Origin of the sequence: Arenibacter arenosicollis (assembly GCF_014397245.1) — a bacterium.
GTDB classification, from domain to species: domain Bacteria; phylum Bacteroidota; class Bacteroidia; order Flavobacteriales; family Flavobacteriaceae; genus Arenibacter; species Arenibacter arenosicollis.
This window is the reverse complement of sequence record NZ_JACLHY010000031.1, coordinates 15,853-32,062: the sequence shown is the minus strand read 5'-3', so window position 1 is coordinate 32,062 and position 16,210 is coordinate 15,853. Positions and strand designations below refer to the sequence as shown.

Here is a 16,210-nt window from a genome sequence, read left to right as displayed (position 1 = left end):
CGCCTAACCTGTCCAAGTTATTACTTATCACTGGGACATGGTAATTCTGTAAGGAAATAATTAGTAGAAGCAACCTAAATAGGGTTGCTTTTTTTTGTGAATAACTGTACAAAATGGCATTGCATTTTAAATCGAATAGTTAACTTAGAGGAAAATAAATGTAATATGCTTAAAATTATGTTGAGAACTGTAAACCTCTTAATTCGTAAAATATTAGCATACAGAAAAATATTAAATTGCAATTATGGACAGTAATTCGTGGGACTGGATATTTCAGTTGTTAGGACGCTTTCATCCTATGGTAGTACATTTTCCGATAGGCTTGTTGGTGGGGGCAATTTTTTTAGAATTTTTGACTCTTGGCGGTAAAAGACAAGGTCTTAGGGAAGGTATTAATTGGATGATTGCTTTGGGATCTGGGTTTGCCGTACTAGCTGCAGTCTTGGGCTGGTTGCTTCGTACAAATGACGATTATGTAGGAGATTTGGTTCAGTTTCATCAGAATGTGGGTATTGCAACAGCAGTTTTTGCCACTATTACCTGGTTCTTGTTGCGAAGTACTTTAAATGGAAAGCTTGCAAATTATGGTTATTATCGCTTTGGTCTTTTTGTAACCGTATTGTTACTGGTTGTTGCCGGTCATTTGGGTGCAAGTCTTACCCATGGGGAAGATTATTTAACCAGTGTCTTGCCGTATAATCAAGATTCTTATGACGATGGAAAGGCCACGGTACTTTTGGCTGAATTAAAGGGGTTGGATTCACTGTCCGAAGCTCAACAAGAAGATCTTAATCTGGGTGTAAGGGCAATTATAGCTCATAATTGTTATCAATGCCACAGTGAAAATAAACAAAAAGGGGAGCTGGTACTGGACAATAAACGTGGGGTTTACCAAGGAGGGAAGTCGGGCCCAATTATTGTTGAAGGTAGGCCGGAGGAGAGTGAGATGTTCCGAAGAATAAGTCTTCCACCTGATCATGATGAAGTTATGCCCAAGAAAGGAAAGGTTTTGAAAAGCAATGAAATAAAATTGATCGAATTATGGATCAAAAACGGGGCAAAGTGGTCCGATGGGGCGCTTAAGATTTTTCCCGAAGCCGAGTTGGCCTTGACAATGCCCGATATTCCCAAGACTAGCAATGAAAAACATCCCATAGATAAGTTTATGGATGTCTATTTTAAGGAAAAGAGGTTGAAATGGCCCCAGGTGGTGGACGACAGAACATTTATTAGACGTGCCTCTTTGGATATTCTTGGCCTACTACCTGAGCCAGAAAAAATAGATCAATTTGTAAACAACGGTGATAAGGGGAAGAGAGAAAAGCTTATAGATGAATTGTTGGGAGATAATCATAATTACACCCAGCATTGGTTGAGTTTTTGGAATGATATACTCAGGAATGATTATAGTGGTCCCGGATTTATAACGGGTGGTCGTAAACAGATTACAGATTGGTTGTACCATTCCCTCATGGACAATAAGCCCTATAATATTATGGTCAAGGAATTGATAAATCCAAGTGAAGAATCGGAGGGGTTTATCAATGGGATTAAATGGCGGGGCTTGGTTAATGCCAGTCAACGCACCGAGATGCAGGCCGCCCAGAACATTGGTCAATCTTTAATGGGAGTCAATGTAAAGTGCGCTTCCTGTCATAACAGTTTTGTGAGCAATCTTACTTTGGAGCAATCCTATGGGTTTGCCTCTATTTTTGCAGATTCCATTATGGAATTAAATAGATGCGATATGCCCATTGGGAAAATGGCCGAAGTAAATTTTCTATATCCAGAACTCGGCTCGGTAGAGGCGGAAAGTGTAAAGGAGCGATTGCTATTGCTTTCAGAGGTCATGATAAAGCCCGAGAATGGTAGGTTGTACAGAACTATCACAAATAGATTTTGGAAACGTTTTATGGGAAGGGGGATTATTGAACCCGTAGACGAAATGGACAATGAACCATGGAATGCTGATTTGTTGGATTGGTTGGCTGCTGATTTTGTGGACGCTGGTTATGATGTAAAATATTTAATGAAAATGATAATGACCTCCAAGACTTACCAATTGGAGTCTACCCGCTTGGAAAATCAAGAGGATTTGAAAAAAGGATATGTATTCAATGGGCCAATCCTAAGACGATTAAGTGCAGAGCAATTTTCGGACGCCGTTAGCCAGGTAGTTGCCCCCATGTATTATGCGGCGGCATATGACCCCAATAATGAAGGTTTGCCTTATAATAGGGTTTGGCATAGGGAAGTTAAGTTTGATCGTGATGTACTGCCCGAGGCAGGGAAGAGATATTTCCGACATGGCTTCAATTTAAAGGGGAAAAAAATCCAGACAGCAAAGGCACTAATTTCCGTTGATCATTCCTATACCCTGTATCTCAATGGTAAAATAATATCGGAGGGAACGGATTGGAGAAAAGTAGATAAGTTAGAGGTTGGGGACAAGCTTGTTGAAGGTGATAATATATTAGCTATAGAGGGAAATAATGAGGGAAGCATTGCTAATCCGGCGGGTATCCTGTTCGCTATGAAAATCCAATTTGAAGATGGATCGGAAATGCTGGTTACCTCCAATGATAAATGGAAAAGCACCGATGTACAACCGGAAGGCGAATGGGTAAGTTTAACATTTGATGATGGTAGTTGGCTAGGTGTCCGTAATTATGGATCAAGTAACTGGGATAAGTTGGTAAATTTCACTTTTGAAAATACGGAACGGGAATTTGCTAGGGCCAGCCTTGTAAAACAACATCCATTTATGAAGGTTATGGGTAGGCCTACTCGGGAAAATGTAGCCACCACAAGGGATGAACAGGCTACTTTGTTACAAGCTCTGGAGTTGACCAATGGGGAGTATTTTAATGGCGTTCTAAAGGAAGGGGCAGAGGCATGGCTGAAGAAGTATGGAGATAAGGATGAACAAATAGTGCTCAATCTATACCAAAAAACATTGGGTAGAAATCCAACGGATAAGGAAAGGGGAATAATGCTCAGTGCATTGCAGACCGGTTCAAAAGAAGAGGCGTTGCAGGATCTTTTTTGGTCGATGTTCATTTCGCCCGAATTTCAATTTATATACTAACAAAAAATGAATAAGGATTTACATAGTAGTGCGAGAAGGGATTTTGTTAAAAAGATGGGAGCGGCTAGTCTGGCGGCAGCCTCTACCAGTATTCCACTTGCCAGTTTTTTAAGTTCCTGCAATTCGGTTCCAGCTATAACTTCCAAAGCCGATACCATTATTTTACTGTGGATGGCCGGGGGTATGGCCCATACGGAAACATTTGACCCCAAGGCATTTGTACCCTACACCAAGGGAGTGGAAAGCAAAAGAGTTTTAAGTACCTTTCCTAAGGTGCCTACAATTGTGGACGGATTACATTTTTCGGAGGGACTTGAAGGGATAGGGGGTGTAATGGATAAGGGTGCTATAATCCGCTCTTATAAATCAGCAGATCTTGGTCATATATTACATACGCGTCATCAGTACCATTGGCATACCTGTTATGAGCCGCCCCAATCTGTGCAGGCTCCACATATAGGTGCTTGGATTGCCAAAGAAATGGGACCTGTAAACCCGGTTATTCCTCCATTTATAGCAATGGGACAGCGATTTACGGTTGGGGAGGCAGAGGAATTGAAGGCATTTCATTCTGCTGGATTCTTGGGGAGTGAATATGGTCCCTTCCTAATACCGGATCCTTCTACAGGTTTGGATAGTGTAAGACCACCTCAAGGGATGTCGCTTAAAAGATTTGAAGCCCGCTATAAACTTTATAAGGAATTGGCTAATAAGAGCAAGATTATGGAGGGCGGCAGTGATTATCAAAGGGAATCCCTGATGCGTTCTATGGAACAGTCCTATCGGTTATTAAATTCTCCTGAAGCTAAGGTGTTCGATCTATCACAGGAACCCAAAGAGGTGTATGACACCTACAATACAGGTAGGTTTGGGCTGGGATGCCTTCTGGCAAAAAGATTGGCCGTGAACGGAGGTAGGTTCATCAGTGTTTCCACAGAATATGAACCATTTCTTGGATGGGATACCCATGAGAATGGCCATACGCGGGCTGCGAAAATGAAAGAGCTAATAGACCGGCCAATAGCACAACTTATAAAAGACCTAAACGAATCAGGGCATTTGGATAGAACGCTTATAATACTGGCCAGTGAATTTAGTAGGGATGCCATTATGGAAGGTCGACCAGGAGTTCCTGTAAAGGACCAAGTAGATCAGCCAGATATTATCCAGGACGAAAAATTCTATGGTATGCATAGACATTTTACCGATGGTAGCTCCATACTCATGTGGGGCGGCGGAGTCAAGAAAGGTTTGGTGTACGGTAAAACAGCAGATGAACGACCCTGCTCTTCAATTGAAAACCCAGTGGTTATAGATCAGGTGCATCAATCCATATATCATGCCTTGGGTATGGATCCAGAAACAAATTATACTATTGAAGGTAGGCCATTTTACACCACTCCGGATGGACAAGGTAAACCAATATTGGACTTGTTTGGCGAAAGAATAGTGACCTAAATGCCTTTCAATGGAGTTCCGTTTGAAGAACTATAGAATCAGGCCAAGCTGAAATAATATAAATAAAGGGTCCTGTTATATTGGGGGGAATAATATAACTTGGAATTGTATAGGTCTAGAAGCCTAGGGTCCAGTTTCAATTGAAGAAACCAAAAGCTGCTAAAATAAGACAGACTACCACGGCTAATAGAATGGCGACCAATACTACTACCATAAGGCTTAGGAATCCATTGAGCACCCTAGTGCCAAAAGTAACATCTTCCATAATATTAAGATTTTAATACAATTTAATGAATTATCCTTAAATTATGATGGGATTCAGAGTCAAATCCGTTAAATGACTTTGAAATAGTATACTAATCCGTTGTATTGTAAAAATTTTCGATAAACTGCTGGAAATCAATCGATATTATTTTTAGATCTACTCAGTTTTTTGCCGAGTTCTTCAAGGGTAATTCCCTTGGTTTCCGGCATCATAAACATTACGAAGAGCAATTGCAACACCATCATAAAGGCGAAGAATCCGAAAACAGGTCCTGGACCTACCCAAGCAAAAAGTGCAGGTATAGAGGAGGGTATAAGCCATGCCAGTACCCAATGCACAGAACTGCCAAAGGCCTGACCGGTTCCTCTTAAATGATTGGGGAATACCTCCGAAATAAACACCCAAATTACCGCACCCTGACCTATGGCGTGCGATGCAATAAATAAGAATAGAAAAATAGGGACTGCCATGCCTTCCCAGTTTAAAATAAAAGCAGCTGCTACCAGTGATAATGAAATTATATAACCAATAGAGCCAAAATACATTAATTGTTTTCGACCTAGGCGGTCAATTAGAAATATACCCAATAGGGTAAAGATGAGGTTGGTGATACCGATCCCAATACTACTGAGTAGTGCAGTACTTTCACCCAATCCTGCAGCTTCAAATATTCGGGGAGCGTAGTATAGAAAAGCATTGATTCCAGAGAATTGATTGAAAAATGCGATTAAAAAGGCCAATGTCAAAGGAAAACGATATTTTTTCATAAAAATACTTTCAGATGCGGCAGCACTTTCTTCTCCATAGGCAATTTCCGCTTCCAATTCTTCCAAGGACAGATCTGGGTTTATGGAATACAGAATTTTTTTGGCCTCATCGGTTCTGTTTTTAGTCAAAAGCCATCTTGGACTTTTAGGAACGGTAAGAACAAATAAGGTATAAATTATAGCGGGGAAAGCTTCAACGCCCACCATCCAACGCCAATCGTTTTCGCCCACATTGCTGAGGGCATAATTGGACATAAAGGCCACAAGGATTCCAAATACAAGCATAAATTGGTATAGGCCAACCAATCTTCCCCGATCTTTTGCCGGAGCAATTTCCGAAATATAGGCCGGAGCTGCCACGGTTGAAGCACCAACACCCAAACCGCCAATAAACCTGAATATTCCAAAGGTAACTGGGTCGTTTGCAAAAGCAGAACCTATGGCGGAGATGGAATAAAGAATACCTATCCAAATAAGGGTATTTTTTCTACCAATTTTATTGGTGGGTATTCCACCTAAAATTGCCCCAATAACGGTTCCAAACAAAGCCATGCCTATTACTACCGTTCCGTGAAAAGCTTCCGAGGAATTCCACAAAAGTTGTAATTTTTTTTCGGCACCTGAAATGACTACAGTGTCGAAGCCAAATAAAAATCCGGCCAAAGCGGCAATTAGGGAAATACGAAGAATTTTGGAATTCATAATTTGGTTTGTTGATTTTTGTAAAGCTAACAAAAAAAGAAAACCAAATTTATAGACTATTTAAGATAGGGCAATTTTTGGGCTAAGGGTGTCCCTTGTTTTGGACTTTTGTCCATTTTTTGATTTTGGAGCCACTTTTTCAGGTTGTGGTTTCTTGATGACCTCCTTCTTTGGAGATGTTGCTTCGTTTTCAGGCGGTGTTGTGCCCTGTTGTTCTCCCATTGGTTCTCTACATGAAAGACAGGAAAGCACTAAATAGGTAACCGCAACCAAGGTTAAAATTCGGGAATATTGCATAGTCGTACATAGGTGTTCATAGTAATGTACGTATATAGGTCATGATTTGGACGCTTGCTCCCTTATTTTCAGAGACATAGGTTCCGTTAATATTTCCAGTTTTTGATAGATATTCTAAGTCACCTAATAGTTCATTCATAAGGGTGTTGAATTCCATTTTGGATTTAACAATCAATATTCCACCTTTGATTACCAAGTCTTCCGCTTCCTTAAATCCCTTAAAGTTTGGTCCAATTATAACAGGAATACCGTGTACGGCAGGTTCCAATGTATTGTGTAATCCAGTAGCAAAACCACCTCCTACATAGGAAATGTCCGCATAACTATAAATTTTGGTCAGTAGCCCAATAGTGTCTACTATAAGTACGTCATAGTCAGTTAAATCTTTATTCCCAATATTCTCAATCTCAGAAAAAAGCACCGTTTTCTTATTTATAGATGCCCTTAGTTTGTTAATATGTTCCAATTTGATGTTGTGTGGGGCAAGAACAAATTTTAAATGGGATTCACCAGAATTTATATACGGCACCAAAATTGCTTCGTCCTCTGGCCAAGTGCTGCCAGCTACCAAAGTTTGGGTATTGCTCTTAAATTCTTCCATGAATTTTAAAGTATTGTCCCGTTGCAGAATTTCAATTACCCTATCAAATCTGGTATCCCCGCTGATATCTGTATTTTTGATCCCAATCCCGTTCAATAATGCAATGGATTTGGAATCCTGAACAAAAATATGGGTGAAATTGCCCAACGCCTTGCGCATAAATCCACCAAAACTTTTGAAATAAATTTGATTGTCCTTGAAAAGGGCGGAGATAAGGATAGTAGGTGTTTTCCGTTGGCCTAATGTTTTTAAATAATTGGGCCAAATTTCGTACTTAACAAAAATCACCAGCTTGGGGTCAACGATGTCAAGGAATTTTTTGGCCTTTTTTGGGGTGTCCATAGGCAGGTAGGTAACCATATCGGCTGCAGCCGTATTTTTTTTAACCTCATAGCCCGAAGGGGAAAAGAAAGTTACCAATATTCTATACGCTGGATAATCTTTTTTTAACTGTTCTATTATGGGAAGGCCTTGTTCAAATTCTCCCAAAGAAGCCGTGTGTATCCAAATTATTTGATCGCCCTTTGCAATGTTCTTTTGAAGGTAGGACTGCACTCCTTTGCGACCCTCTACGAAAAGTTTGATTTTTGGATGGAACAGCGCTATCAATTCCAGGAAAAGAGCGGATAATTGTACGGCAAAATTATATATAGCAAACACTGAATCTTCGTTTGGGGCTAAAATACGCTTCTTTAAATAAATTCCATTGGCTGCCAATCCTTATTTTTGTAATATTGTTTGCTCCAAACCAAGTTGGGAATCTAAGCTTTATTCAATGAGGAAAATACAAATGGTTGACCTAAATGGTCAATACGAGGTCATAAAGGAGGAAGTAAACACCTCCATCTCCAATGTTCTGGAAACAGCGGCATTTATTAACGGTCCCGAAGTACATGCCTTTCAAAAGGAGTTGGAAAACTATTTGGGGGTAAAGCATGTAATTCCATGTGCCAATGGTACCGATGCGCTACAAATAGCCATGATGGGACTTGGTTTAAAGCCTGGGGACGAGGTGATAACCGCCGATTTTACTTTTGCGGCAACGGTAGAGGTAATTGCCCTTTTGCAACTTACTCCGGTTTTGGTAGATGTGGAACAGGACAGTTTTAATATAGATCCAATAGCCTTGGAAAAGGCCATTACTCCAAAAACCAAAGCGATAGTTCCCGTACACCTTTTTGGCCAATGTGCCAATATGGACGCTGTTTTGGAAATTGCCGAAAAGCATAATCTATTTGTTATAGAAGATAATGCCCAGGCTATTGGAGCTGATTATACCTTTAATAATGGTAAAAAGCAGAAAGCCGGTACTATGGGGCATGTGGCGGCAACCTCCTTTTTTCCCTCCAAGAACTTGGGGTGTTATGGTGATGGTGGTGCAATATTTACCAACGATGATGCTTTGGCGCATACCCTAAGGGGTATTGTGAATCATGGGATGTACGAACGTTATCATCATGATGTAGTTGGAGTGAACTCTAGATTGGACTCAATTCAGGCCGCGGTGCTACGATCGAAACTTTCGCGATTGGATGGTTATAATGCCAGTAGGAGGGCAGCAGCAAAAAAATATTCAAAAGCCTTTAGTGGTAACAAGAATATTGTTGTCCCACAAATGGCAAATGGCTGTAAGGAGATATGTAATACTTGCGATTGTCATGTGTTTCATCAGTATACGCTGAGAATTTTGAACGGACAACGGGATGCTCTGGTAAAGCATTTGTCTGAAAAGCAAATTCCTTGTGGGGTGTATTACCCAATACCTTTACATAGGCAGAAAGCGTATTTGGATGAGCGTTATAAGGAGAAGGATTTTCCTATAACCAATCAATTGGTCAACGAGGTTATTTCTTTGCCAATGCATACCGAGCTGGACGATGAGCAAATCGCGTTTATTACCGAAACCATTATTCAGTTTATAGATAAATAATTGAAAATCATTTAGGACTACTCTTGTTGCAGTTGAAAATGAAAACAAAAATTTAAAATAAAAATCATTACATGAAAATACTCGTAACGGGAGGCTTGGGATTTATTGGTTCCCATACCACGGTAGAATTGCAGAATAAGGGCTATGAAGTAATTATTATTGACGATTTATCCAATTCAACGGAAAAGGTTTTGGATGGTATTGTGGCCATTACGGGGAAAAGACCCATTTTTGAGAAACTTGATCTTAAAGAAAAGTCAAAAGTTGAGGATTTTTTTAAAAGACATCAGGATGTAGCTGGCGTAATTCACTTCGCCGCTTCTAAAGCGGTAGGTGAAAGTGTAGAAAAGCCCTTACTGTACTACGAGAACAATATAGGCACTTTGGTGTACTTGCTTAAGGAGCTCTCCCAAAAGAACAAATCCAGTTTTATTTTTAGTTCGTCCTGTACCGTTTATGGACAAGCGGATAAGATGCCTATTACCGAGAGTGCACCCGTAAAAGCAGCTGAATCACCCTATGGGAATACTAAGCAAATGGGAGAGGAAATAATTCATGATACCTGTAAGGTGACACCAGGAATAAATGCCATTGCCCTTAGATACTTTAATCCAATGGGGGCACATCCAAGTACTGAAATAGGGGAATTGCCCATTGGTGTGCCGCAGAATTTGGTGCCGTTTATTACCCAGACAGGTATTGGTCTCAGAGAGCAGCTTTCTGTTTTTGGTGGGGATTACCCAACCTCGGATGGAACTTGTATTAGGGACTATATTCATGTGGTGGATCTGGCTAAGGCCCATGTTGTGGCCTTGGAAAGATTACTGAACGGTAAGAACTCGGAGAATTATGAGGTTTTCAATGTAGGTACAGGAAAAGGTAGTACCGTTTTGGAGGCCATAAAAAGTTTCGAAAGGGTGTCCGGAAAAAAATTAAACTATAAAATTGTGGACAGGAGACCAGGGGACATTACCTCTGCCTATGCTGATACCACCAAGGCCAATAAGGTTTTAGGTTGGAAGGCAGAATCCACTCTGGACGAGGCTATGAAATCGGCCTGGCTTTGGGAACAAAAAGTCAGGAAATAAATTTAGGGAATCCTATTTTTGATTTTAAAATAATTTGTTGAAAACATATTGGCTTTCAATAATTGAACGACTGTTTATTTGTGGGTTACTATATTGATGGTAAGTAATTTTTCCTGGAATAAAGCAACCTGCTCGAAGATTTTGTATCCTTCTTAAAAATAAAGGAAATGAAAGTCTTTGTTGGATTAATAACGTTATTGATAATTCTGAACTGTAGTCATAAAAGTGAGGATGATGCCTTGGATTGCTTAAATGTGGCCTGTACCGAAGAGTATAGGACAATTACAATAAATGTCAAAGATCAGGAAGGTAAAGCTGTGGCTTTGGATGAATTTAAAGTAGTTACCCTGCCAAAGGGGGATGATATTACCCCCGATATTGCAAGTGGCGATTATGAGTGGATGATGATAAATGGTGTCTACCCTTTGTTTAGTGATAAGCATTCAATGGAATATAGGGACAAAAAACTTGAAATAAATTTCAAGGGATATGTAGAGGATAGACTTGTGGTTGATTCGAATTTTACAGTGGGAGCGGATTGCTGTCATGTTTTGCTTTTTGAAGGGGAAACGGACGTAGTTGTCAATAATTTTTGATTCGTTTAGGCCATTTATTAATTTGGTTAGGAAGATGTTCTAAATTAATGAGGTGTTGTCTTTTCTGGGTTTTTATGATAAATTTTCACACAATCTTTAAGGTTGGGACTGGGGATTTTTGAAAAAAAATGGCTTTATTGCATTTCTAAAAAACCATTTAAAGTAAAATTTCGTAAATAGCATATGGTTGTAAATTTCCCCACTATTTCAGCACTTCTAGAGCATGCAGAGAACAAGAGCCTCTATCAAAACCTGGTTTTGCAACTGCAAAAGGATTTTGTTTTTGCCAATGTATTTATAGACTTGCCCGACAAGATATCACCAGAGGATTTGAAAACTTTGGTACATGAGAAAGTGTATTATTTGATCATGGAGAAATTCACGGACTATTTAAACTTGCTTTACATTATTGATGTGCCAGAGAAAGTGGTCAAAGCTATTGAAGCTACCGATGTGGTTGAAATTTCTGAGCAGGTGACCTTTGAGATATTAAAAAGGGAATGGCAAAAAGTGTGGTTTAGAAACGAGTACGGTTCCTAGTTTAAAAATATACCCGCACAAAAGGCATTAAGGCACTGGCATAAATACTTTTTTGAGAGTCGTATAAAACATCGTATCTTATGCCTATGGTCACATTTCTATTGCCATAGCCAATTCCTAGAAACAAGGCGGGTGACCAGTAATCTTCTTCCAAATTGCCACCATCCAGTTCAAGTTGACGATTTACCCTTAGCTGTTCCAACTCTGCCGAAAGTTGCAATGCAGGAATTGGATTGAATAGGGATATTACACTTCCGCCGTAGGCCACTAATTTTGCGTCACGAAATTTGGCATAGTTAAAATTAAGTCCTGCCCCTAAACCCAATATTTCGGTGGCTTGATAAATGGCACTTGGAGAGATCGATGCATTGAAGGAATTATTGCCAAATCCAAGGCCCAAATTACCTCCAAAATGTACATTTTTCCAAAAATCAGAATCCCGTGGAGTCAGTTGTGAATAGCCCAAGCCGCATAAAGCAGTGAAAAAAACACATAAAATCAACCTTTTTTTTTAAGGAATAACGATTTATCATAATTATTGTAATAATTTTCCATTATTAAGGACTAAGATAAGCTTAGATATGCTAAATGTTGTATTTTTGAATAAATTTTGTTCAAAAGACAGAGAGACTTTTTCATGGATAAATATTCCTTTTTAAATGCTGCGCATACTTCTTACTTCGCAGAATTATACGATAAGTACTTAACAAATCCAGACAGTGTAGAGCCCAGTTGGAGGGCCTTTTTCCAAGGATTCGATTTTGGCATGGAAAGTTCCATGGAAGGTATGGCCGATGAATTGCAAATGGCGCCATTGTCCGTTGCCGGTGGTCATGAGGTAGAGGTTCCGGAGAAACTTCAGAAGGAGTTTCAGGTGGTGCGACTTATAGATGGGTATAGAACTAGAGGACATTTGTTTACCAAAACAAACCCGGTAAGGGAAAGAAGGCAATATTTTCCTACCCTGGAAATTGCTAATTTTGGATTGACGCCGAGTGATCTGGATACCACTTTTACCGCAGGAGAAATTTTGGGTATAGGCCCCAGCAGCTTGCGCCAAATTATAGAGCACCTTACAAAGATTTATTGCGATGCAATAGGTGTGGAATATATGTATATAAGAAACCCTGAGCGGGTAGAATGGATTCAAAATTGGTTGAATGTCAATGATAATCATCCAAAATATGATGCAGATCGGAAAAAGCATATTCTAAAAAAATTAAATGAAGCGGTTTCCTTTGAAGGTTTTCTGCATACCAAATATGTTGGGCAAAAAAGGTTTTCCTTGGAAGGTAATGAGTCGTTGATTCCAGCTTTGGATGCCGTAGTGGAAAAGGCTGCCGAAATGGGGGTTGAGCAATTTGTTATGGGAATGGCCCATAGAGGCCGATTAAATGTTTTGACCAATATCTTTGGAAAGAAAGCAAAGGATATCTTTAGTGAATTCGACGGGAAGGATTATGAGCAGGAAATCTTTGATGGGGATGTAAAATATCATTTAGGGTGGACTTCCGAACGAAAAGCAAATAACGGGAAGAAAATTATTATGAACATTGCGCCAAACCCTTCCCATTTGGAAACTGTAGGTGCTGTTGTTGAGGGTATTGCTAGAGCAAAGCAAGATGCGCGTTATAGTGAGGACTTCTCCAAGGTGCTGCCTATTGTAGTACACGGAGACGCTGCCATAGCAGGTCAGGGATTGGTTTATGAATTGGTGCAAATGGCCAATTTGGATGGTTACAAAACCAATGGTACCATTCACATTGTTGTAAATAACCAGATTGGGTTTACGACCAATTATCTGGATGCCCGTAGTTCCACATATTGTACGGATGTGGCCAAGGTTACCTTGAGTCCTGTCTTACATGTTAATTCGGACGATCCCGAGGCGGTAGTACATGCCTCGCTTTTTGCCTTGGAATTCCGTATGCGTTTTCAAAGGGACGTATTCTTAGATCTTTTGGGATATAGGAAATACGGTCATAACGAAGGGGATGAGCCTCGTTTTACCCAGCCAAAATTATACAAAGCAATTGCCAAACATAAAAATGCTCGGGATATTTATGCTGAGGCATTAATGAAGGAAGGTATCATTGGGGAGAGTTTTGTGCGGGAGCTCGAGGAAGAATATAAAGCTACCTTGGAAGAGGAGCTGGAAGATTCCAGAAAAGAGGATAAGACCGTAATAACGCCATTTATGGCCGATGAATGGAGTGGGTATACCCATGTTCGTGAGTGGGAAATGATGGATCCAGTAGATACAAAATACGATAAAAAGAAACTTACCGCAATAGCCAAGGTATTAACGGAACTGCCCAAGAATAAAAAGTTCTTGCGTAAAGTTGAGAAATTGGTAAACGACCGTAAGGTCATGTTTTTTGAAAATGACACTTTGGATTGGGCCATGGGAGAACTTTTGGCTTATGGGACTCTTTTGGAAGAAGGTTATGGCGTGCGAATGTCCGGTCAAGATGTGGAAAGAGGTACTTTTTCGCATCGTCATGCGGTGATGAAAGTGGAAGAAAGTGAGGAAGAAGTAATGCTCCTGAACCATATTTCCGAAAAACAGGGAGATTTCCAAATCTATAATTCCCTTCTATCGGAATACGGAGTGGTTGGTTTTGATTACGGTTATGCAATGGCAAGCCCTAATACGCTTACCATCTGGGAAGCTCAATTTGGGGATTTTAGCAATGGTGCCCAAATTATGATCGATCAGTATATATCCGCAGCAGAGGATAAATGGAAATTACAGAATGGATTGGTAATGTTGTTGCCTCATGGATACGAAGGCCAGGGAGCGGAGCATTCCTCGGCCCGTATGGAGCGCTATTTGCAATTGTGCGCCAGGGATAATATGTTTATTGCCGATGTTTCTACACCCGCGAATATGTTTCATTTGTTAAGGAGGCAAATGAAGGTGAATTATAGGAAGCCATTGATTGTTTTTACGCCTAAAAGTTTATTGAGGCATCCCAAAGCTGTATCAACGGTTGAGGAATTTGCCAATGGTGGATTCCAGGAGGTGATAGACGATGCTTCTGCTGAGGTATCCAAAATAAAGAGTTTGGTATTCTGTACCGGCAAATTTTATTATGACCTTTTGGCCTTTAGGGAAGAAAATAATAGGGAAGATGTTGCCTTGGTCAGAGTGGAGCAATTGTTTCCAGTACCAACAAAGCAAATGAAGGCGATTATGGAGAAGTACACTAATGCCGACGATAAGGTATGGGCACAGGAAGAACCTAGGAATATGGGTGCATGGGGGCATTTAACAATGCATTTTAGCGAGGCACATAAATTAAGGGTAGCTTCTAGGAGATTTTACGCCTCTCCGGCTGCTGGTAGCGCGGTGCGCTCCAAACGTCGTCATCAGCAAGTAATTGATTATGTTTTTGATATAAACAAGAACAATATGGGTTTAAATCCAGATGCCATAATTAATAAATAGTAATATGTCAAAGGTTAAAATGGATCGAATCTGTTTTAAACCTGTTATGGCGTATTTTATGAAAGTCAAATTACAATAAGAGTTCAGACAAAACACAAATTAAAATTATAAAACATGATTTTAGAAATGAAAGTCCCTTCTCCAGGGGAATCCATTACGGAAGTAGAGATAGCGGAATGGTTGGTAAATGATGGTGATTATGTTGAGAAAGATCAGGCAATAGCAGAAGTGGATTCCGATAAGGCTACGCTTGAATTGCCGGCAGAGGAGAGTGGAATTATTACTTTAAAGGCAGAAGTAGGCGATGCAGTTGCCGTAGGCGCTGTTGTATGTTTAATAGACACTAGCGCTTCCAAACCGGAAGGGGCAGCCAAAAGTGAAGAAAAGCCAACGGAGAAAAAACCTGAGGTAAAAGAGGTGGCTGAAAAGAAAATTGAGGCAAAACCAGAAAAAACTTCTTATGCTTCCGGGTCAGCTTCCCCTGCTGCCAAGAAAATCCTAGCTGAGAAAGACTTGGATGCAGCCAATATTAAAGGTACGGGCAAGGACGGTAGGATTACCAAGGAAGATGCTGTAAAAGCGGTTCCATCCATGGGTACGCCTACTGGTGGATCTAGAGGTGAAAGTCGTACCAAGTTGTCTATGTTACGTCGTAAAGTAGCGGAGAGATTAGTATCGGCCAAGAATGAGACGGCCATGCTGACCACTTTTAACGAAGTGGATATGTCGGCTATTTTTAAATTGAGAAATGAATATAAAGAAGACTTTAAGAACAAGCATAATGTAGGTTTAGGATTTATGTCCTTTTTTACCAAAGCTGTAATTAGAGCCTTGCAAATGTATCCTTCGGTTAACTCCATGATAGATGGCAAGGAAATGATTTCCTTTGATTTCTGTGACATCAGTATAGCGGTTTCAGGACCAAAAGGACTTATGGTACCTGTGATACGCAATGCGGAAAATTTAAGCTTTAGGGGTGTGGAATCCGAAGTTAAAAGGTTGGCGATAAGAGCTCGTGAGGGAGAGATTACGGTAGATGAAATGACTGGTGGTACTTTTACCATTACCAATGGAGGGGTTTTTGGTTCAATGTTGTCAACTCCAATTATCAATCCACCTCAAAGTGCAATTTTAGGAATGCACAATATAGTGGAAAGACCTATTGCCCGTGATGGAGCCATAGCAATTGCACCAATAATGTATGTTGCACTCTCCTATGACCACAGAATTATAGACGGTAAGGAGTCTGTTGGGTTCTTGGTGGCGGTCAAGGAAGCATTGGAGAGTCCAGAAGAGTTGTTGATGGACAATAATGTAAAAAAGGCTTTAGAGCTTTAGTATAATACTCAAGGGGCATGGCCCCTCATATAATAGTAATGGAAATAGAATTGACCTGTCAGGTTTTAAAAACTTGGCAGGTCTTATTT

The 16,210-nt window shown here is 40.2% G+C and carries 13 protein-coding genes; 8 read left to right on the top strand and 5 right to left on the bottom strand.

Annotated elements, in window-relative coordinates; all coding sequences use genetic code 11:
• Positions 1-244: 244 nt before the first annotated feature.
• Positions 245-3,088 (top strand): DUF1549 domain-containing protein, encoded by a 2,844-nt coding sequence (locus H4O18_RS20020; RefSeq protein WP_187587975.1) that lies wholly within the window; start codon positions 245-247, stop codon positions 3,086-3,088.
• Positions 3,089-3,094: 6 nt separating this feature from the next.
• Positions 3,095-4,546 carry a DUF1501 domain-containing protein gene (locus tag H4O18_RS20015; RefSeq protein ID WP_187587973.1) on the top strand — a complete coding sequence of 484 codons (1,452 nt, stop codon included), beginning with the start codon at positions 3,095-3,097 and terminating at the stop codon, positions 4,544-4,546.
• A 136-nt stretch (positions 4,547-4,682) separates the two neighbouring features.
• On the opposite strand, the gene H4O18_RS22415 is transcribed toward H4O18_RS20015, so the two are convergent.
• The 4 genes from H4O18_RS22415 to H4O18_RS20000 form a co-directional block, all read right to left on the bottom strand.
• Complete coding sequence (locus H4O18_RS22415) at positions 4,683-4,811, bottom strand: hypothetical protein (protein WP_262509684.1); 129 nt, start codon at positions 4,809-4,811, stop codon at positions 4,683-4,685.
• A 134-nt stretch (positions 4,812-4,945) separates the two neighbouring features.
• Positions 4,946-6,280 carry a sugar porter family MFS transporter gene (locus H4O18_RS20010; protein WP_187587971.1) on the bottom strand — a complete coding sequence of 445 codons (1,335 nt, stop codon included), beginning with the start codon at positions 6,278-6,280 and terminating at the stop codon, positions 4,946-4,948.
• Positions 6,281-6,340: 60 nt separating this feature from the next.
• Positions 6,341-6,577, bottom strand: coding sequence for a hypothetical protein (locus H4O18_RS20005; protein ID WP_187587969.1), 237 nt, complete (start codon positions 6,575-6,577; stop codon positions 6,341-6,343).
• Between the two features lie 16 nt (positions 6,578-6,593).
• Positions 6,594-7,838 carry a glycosyltransferase N-terminal domain-containing protein gene (locus H4O18_RS20000; protein ID WP_187588008.1) on the bottom strand — a complete coding sequence of 415 codons (1,245 nt, stop codon included), beginning with the start codon at positions 7,836-7,838 and terminating at the stop codon, positions 6,594-6,596.
• A 115-nt stretch (positions 7,839-7,953) separates the two neighbouring features.
• Between H4O18_RS20000 and H4O18_RS19995 the strand changes: the two genes are divergently transcribed.
• The 4 genes from H4O18_RS19995 (at position 7,954) to H4O18_RS19980 (ending at position 11,332) form a co-directional block, all read left to right on the top strand.
• Complete coding sequence (locus H4O18_RS19995; RefSeq protein ID WP_187587967.1) at positions 7,954-9,108, top strand: DegT/DnrJ/EryC1/StrS family aminotransferase; 1,155 nt, start codon at positions 7,954-7,956, stop codon at positions 9,106-9,108.
• A 71-nt stretch (positions 9,109-9,179) separates the two neighbouring features.
• Positions 9,180-10,196, top strand: a complete 1,017-nt coding sequence (galE, locus tag H4O18_RS19990) for a UDP-glucose 4-epimerase GalE (RefSeq protein ID WP_187587966.1) — start codon at positions 9,180-9,182, stop codon at positions 10,194-10,196.
• A gap of 167 nt (positions 10,197-10,363) precedes the next feature.
• A complete protein-coding gene (locus H4O18_RS19985; protein WP_187587964.1) occupies positions 10,364-10,792 on the top strand; it encodes a hypothetical protein in 429 nt (142 codons plus the stop codon).
• A 183-nt stretch (positions 10,793-10,975) separates the two neighbouring features.
• Positions 10,976-11,332 carry a hypothetical protein gene (locus H4O18_RS19980; protein ID WP_187587962.1) on the top strand — a complete coding sequence of 119 codons (357 nt, stop codon included), beginning with the start codon at positions 10,976-10,978 and terminating at the stop codon, positions 11,330-11,332.
• Between the two features lies 1 nt (position 11,333).
• On the opposite strand, the gene H4O18_RS19975 is transcribed toward H4O18_RS19980, so the two are convergent.
• Positions 11,334-11,834 carry an alpha-ketoglutarate decarboxylase gene (locus H4O18_RS19975; protein WP_187587960.1) on the bottom strand — a complete coding sequence of 167 codons (501 nt, stop codon included), beginning with the start codon at positions 11,832-11,834 and terminating at the stop codon, positions 11,334-11,336.
• A gap of 135 nt (positions 11,835-11,969) precedes the next feature.
• On the opposite strand from H4O18_RS19975, the gene H4O18_RS19970 reads away from it, so the two are divergent.
• Together H4O18_RS19970 and odhB are read left to right on the top strand one after the other, a co-directional pair.
• Complete coding sequence (locus H4O18_RS19970) at positions 11,970-14,783, top strand: 2-oxoglutarate dehydrogenase E1 component (RefSeq protein WP_187587958.1); 2,814 nt, start codon at positions 11,970-11,972, stop codon at positions 14,781-14,783.
• A 114-nt stretch (positions 14,784-14,897) separates the two neighbouring features.
• Positions 14,898-16,121 carry a 2-oxoglutarate dehydrogenase complex dihydrolipoyllysine-residue succinyltransferase gene (gene odhB / locus H4O18_RS19965; RefSeq protein WP_187587956.1) on the top strand — a complete coding sequence of 408 codons (1,224 nt, stop codon included), beginning with the start codon at positions 14,898-14,900 and terminating at the stop codon, positions 16,119-16,121.
• The last annotated feature ends 89 nt before the right edge of the window (positions 16,122-16,210 follow it).

Coding starts and splice junctions, on each gene's coding strand:
- H4O18_RS19970 (WP_187587958.1), top strand. CDS start 11,970: ATGGATAAATATTCCTTTTTAAATGCTGCGCATACTTCTTACTTCGCA.
- odhB (WP_187587956.1), top strand. CDS start 14,898: ATGATTTTAGAAATGAAAGTCCCTTCTCCAGGGGAATCCATTACGGAA.
- H4O18_RS20015 (WP_187587973.1), top strand. CDS start 3,095: ATGAATAAGGATTTACATAGTAGTGCGAGAAGGGATTTTGTTAAAAAG.
- H4O18_RS20010 (WP_187587971.1), bottom strand. CDS start 6,280: ATGAATTCCAAAATTCTTCGTATTTCCCTAATTGCCGCTTTGGCCGGA.
- H4O18_RS19980 (WP_187587962.1), top strand. CDS start 10,976: ATGGTTGTAAATTTCCCCACTATTTCAGCACTTCTAGAGCATGCAGAG.
- galE (WP_187587966.1), top strand. CDS start 9,180: ATGAAAATACTCGTAACGGGAGGCTTGGGATTTATTGGTTCCCATACC.
- H4O18_RS22415 (WP_262509684.1), bottom strand. CDS start 4,811: ATGGAAGATGTTACTTTTGGCACTAGGGTGCTCAATGGATTCCTAAGC.
- H4O18_RS20005 (WP_187587969.1), bottom strand. CDS start 6,577: ATGCAATATTCCCGAATTTTAACCTTGGTTGCGGTTACCTATTTAGTG.
- H4O18_RS20020 (WP_187587975.1), top strand. CDS start 245: ATGGACAGTAATTCGTGGGACTGGATATTTCAGTTGTTAGGACGCTTT.
- H4O18_RS19995 (WP_187587967.1), top strand. CDS start 7,954: ATGAGGAAAATACAAATGGTTGACCTAAATGGTCAATACGAGGTCATA.
- H4O18_RS19985 (WP_187587964.1), top strand. CDS start 10,364: ATGAAAGTCTTTGTTGGATTAATAACGTTATTGATAATTCTGAACTGT.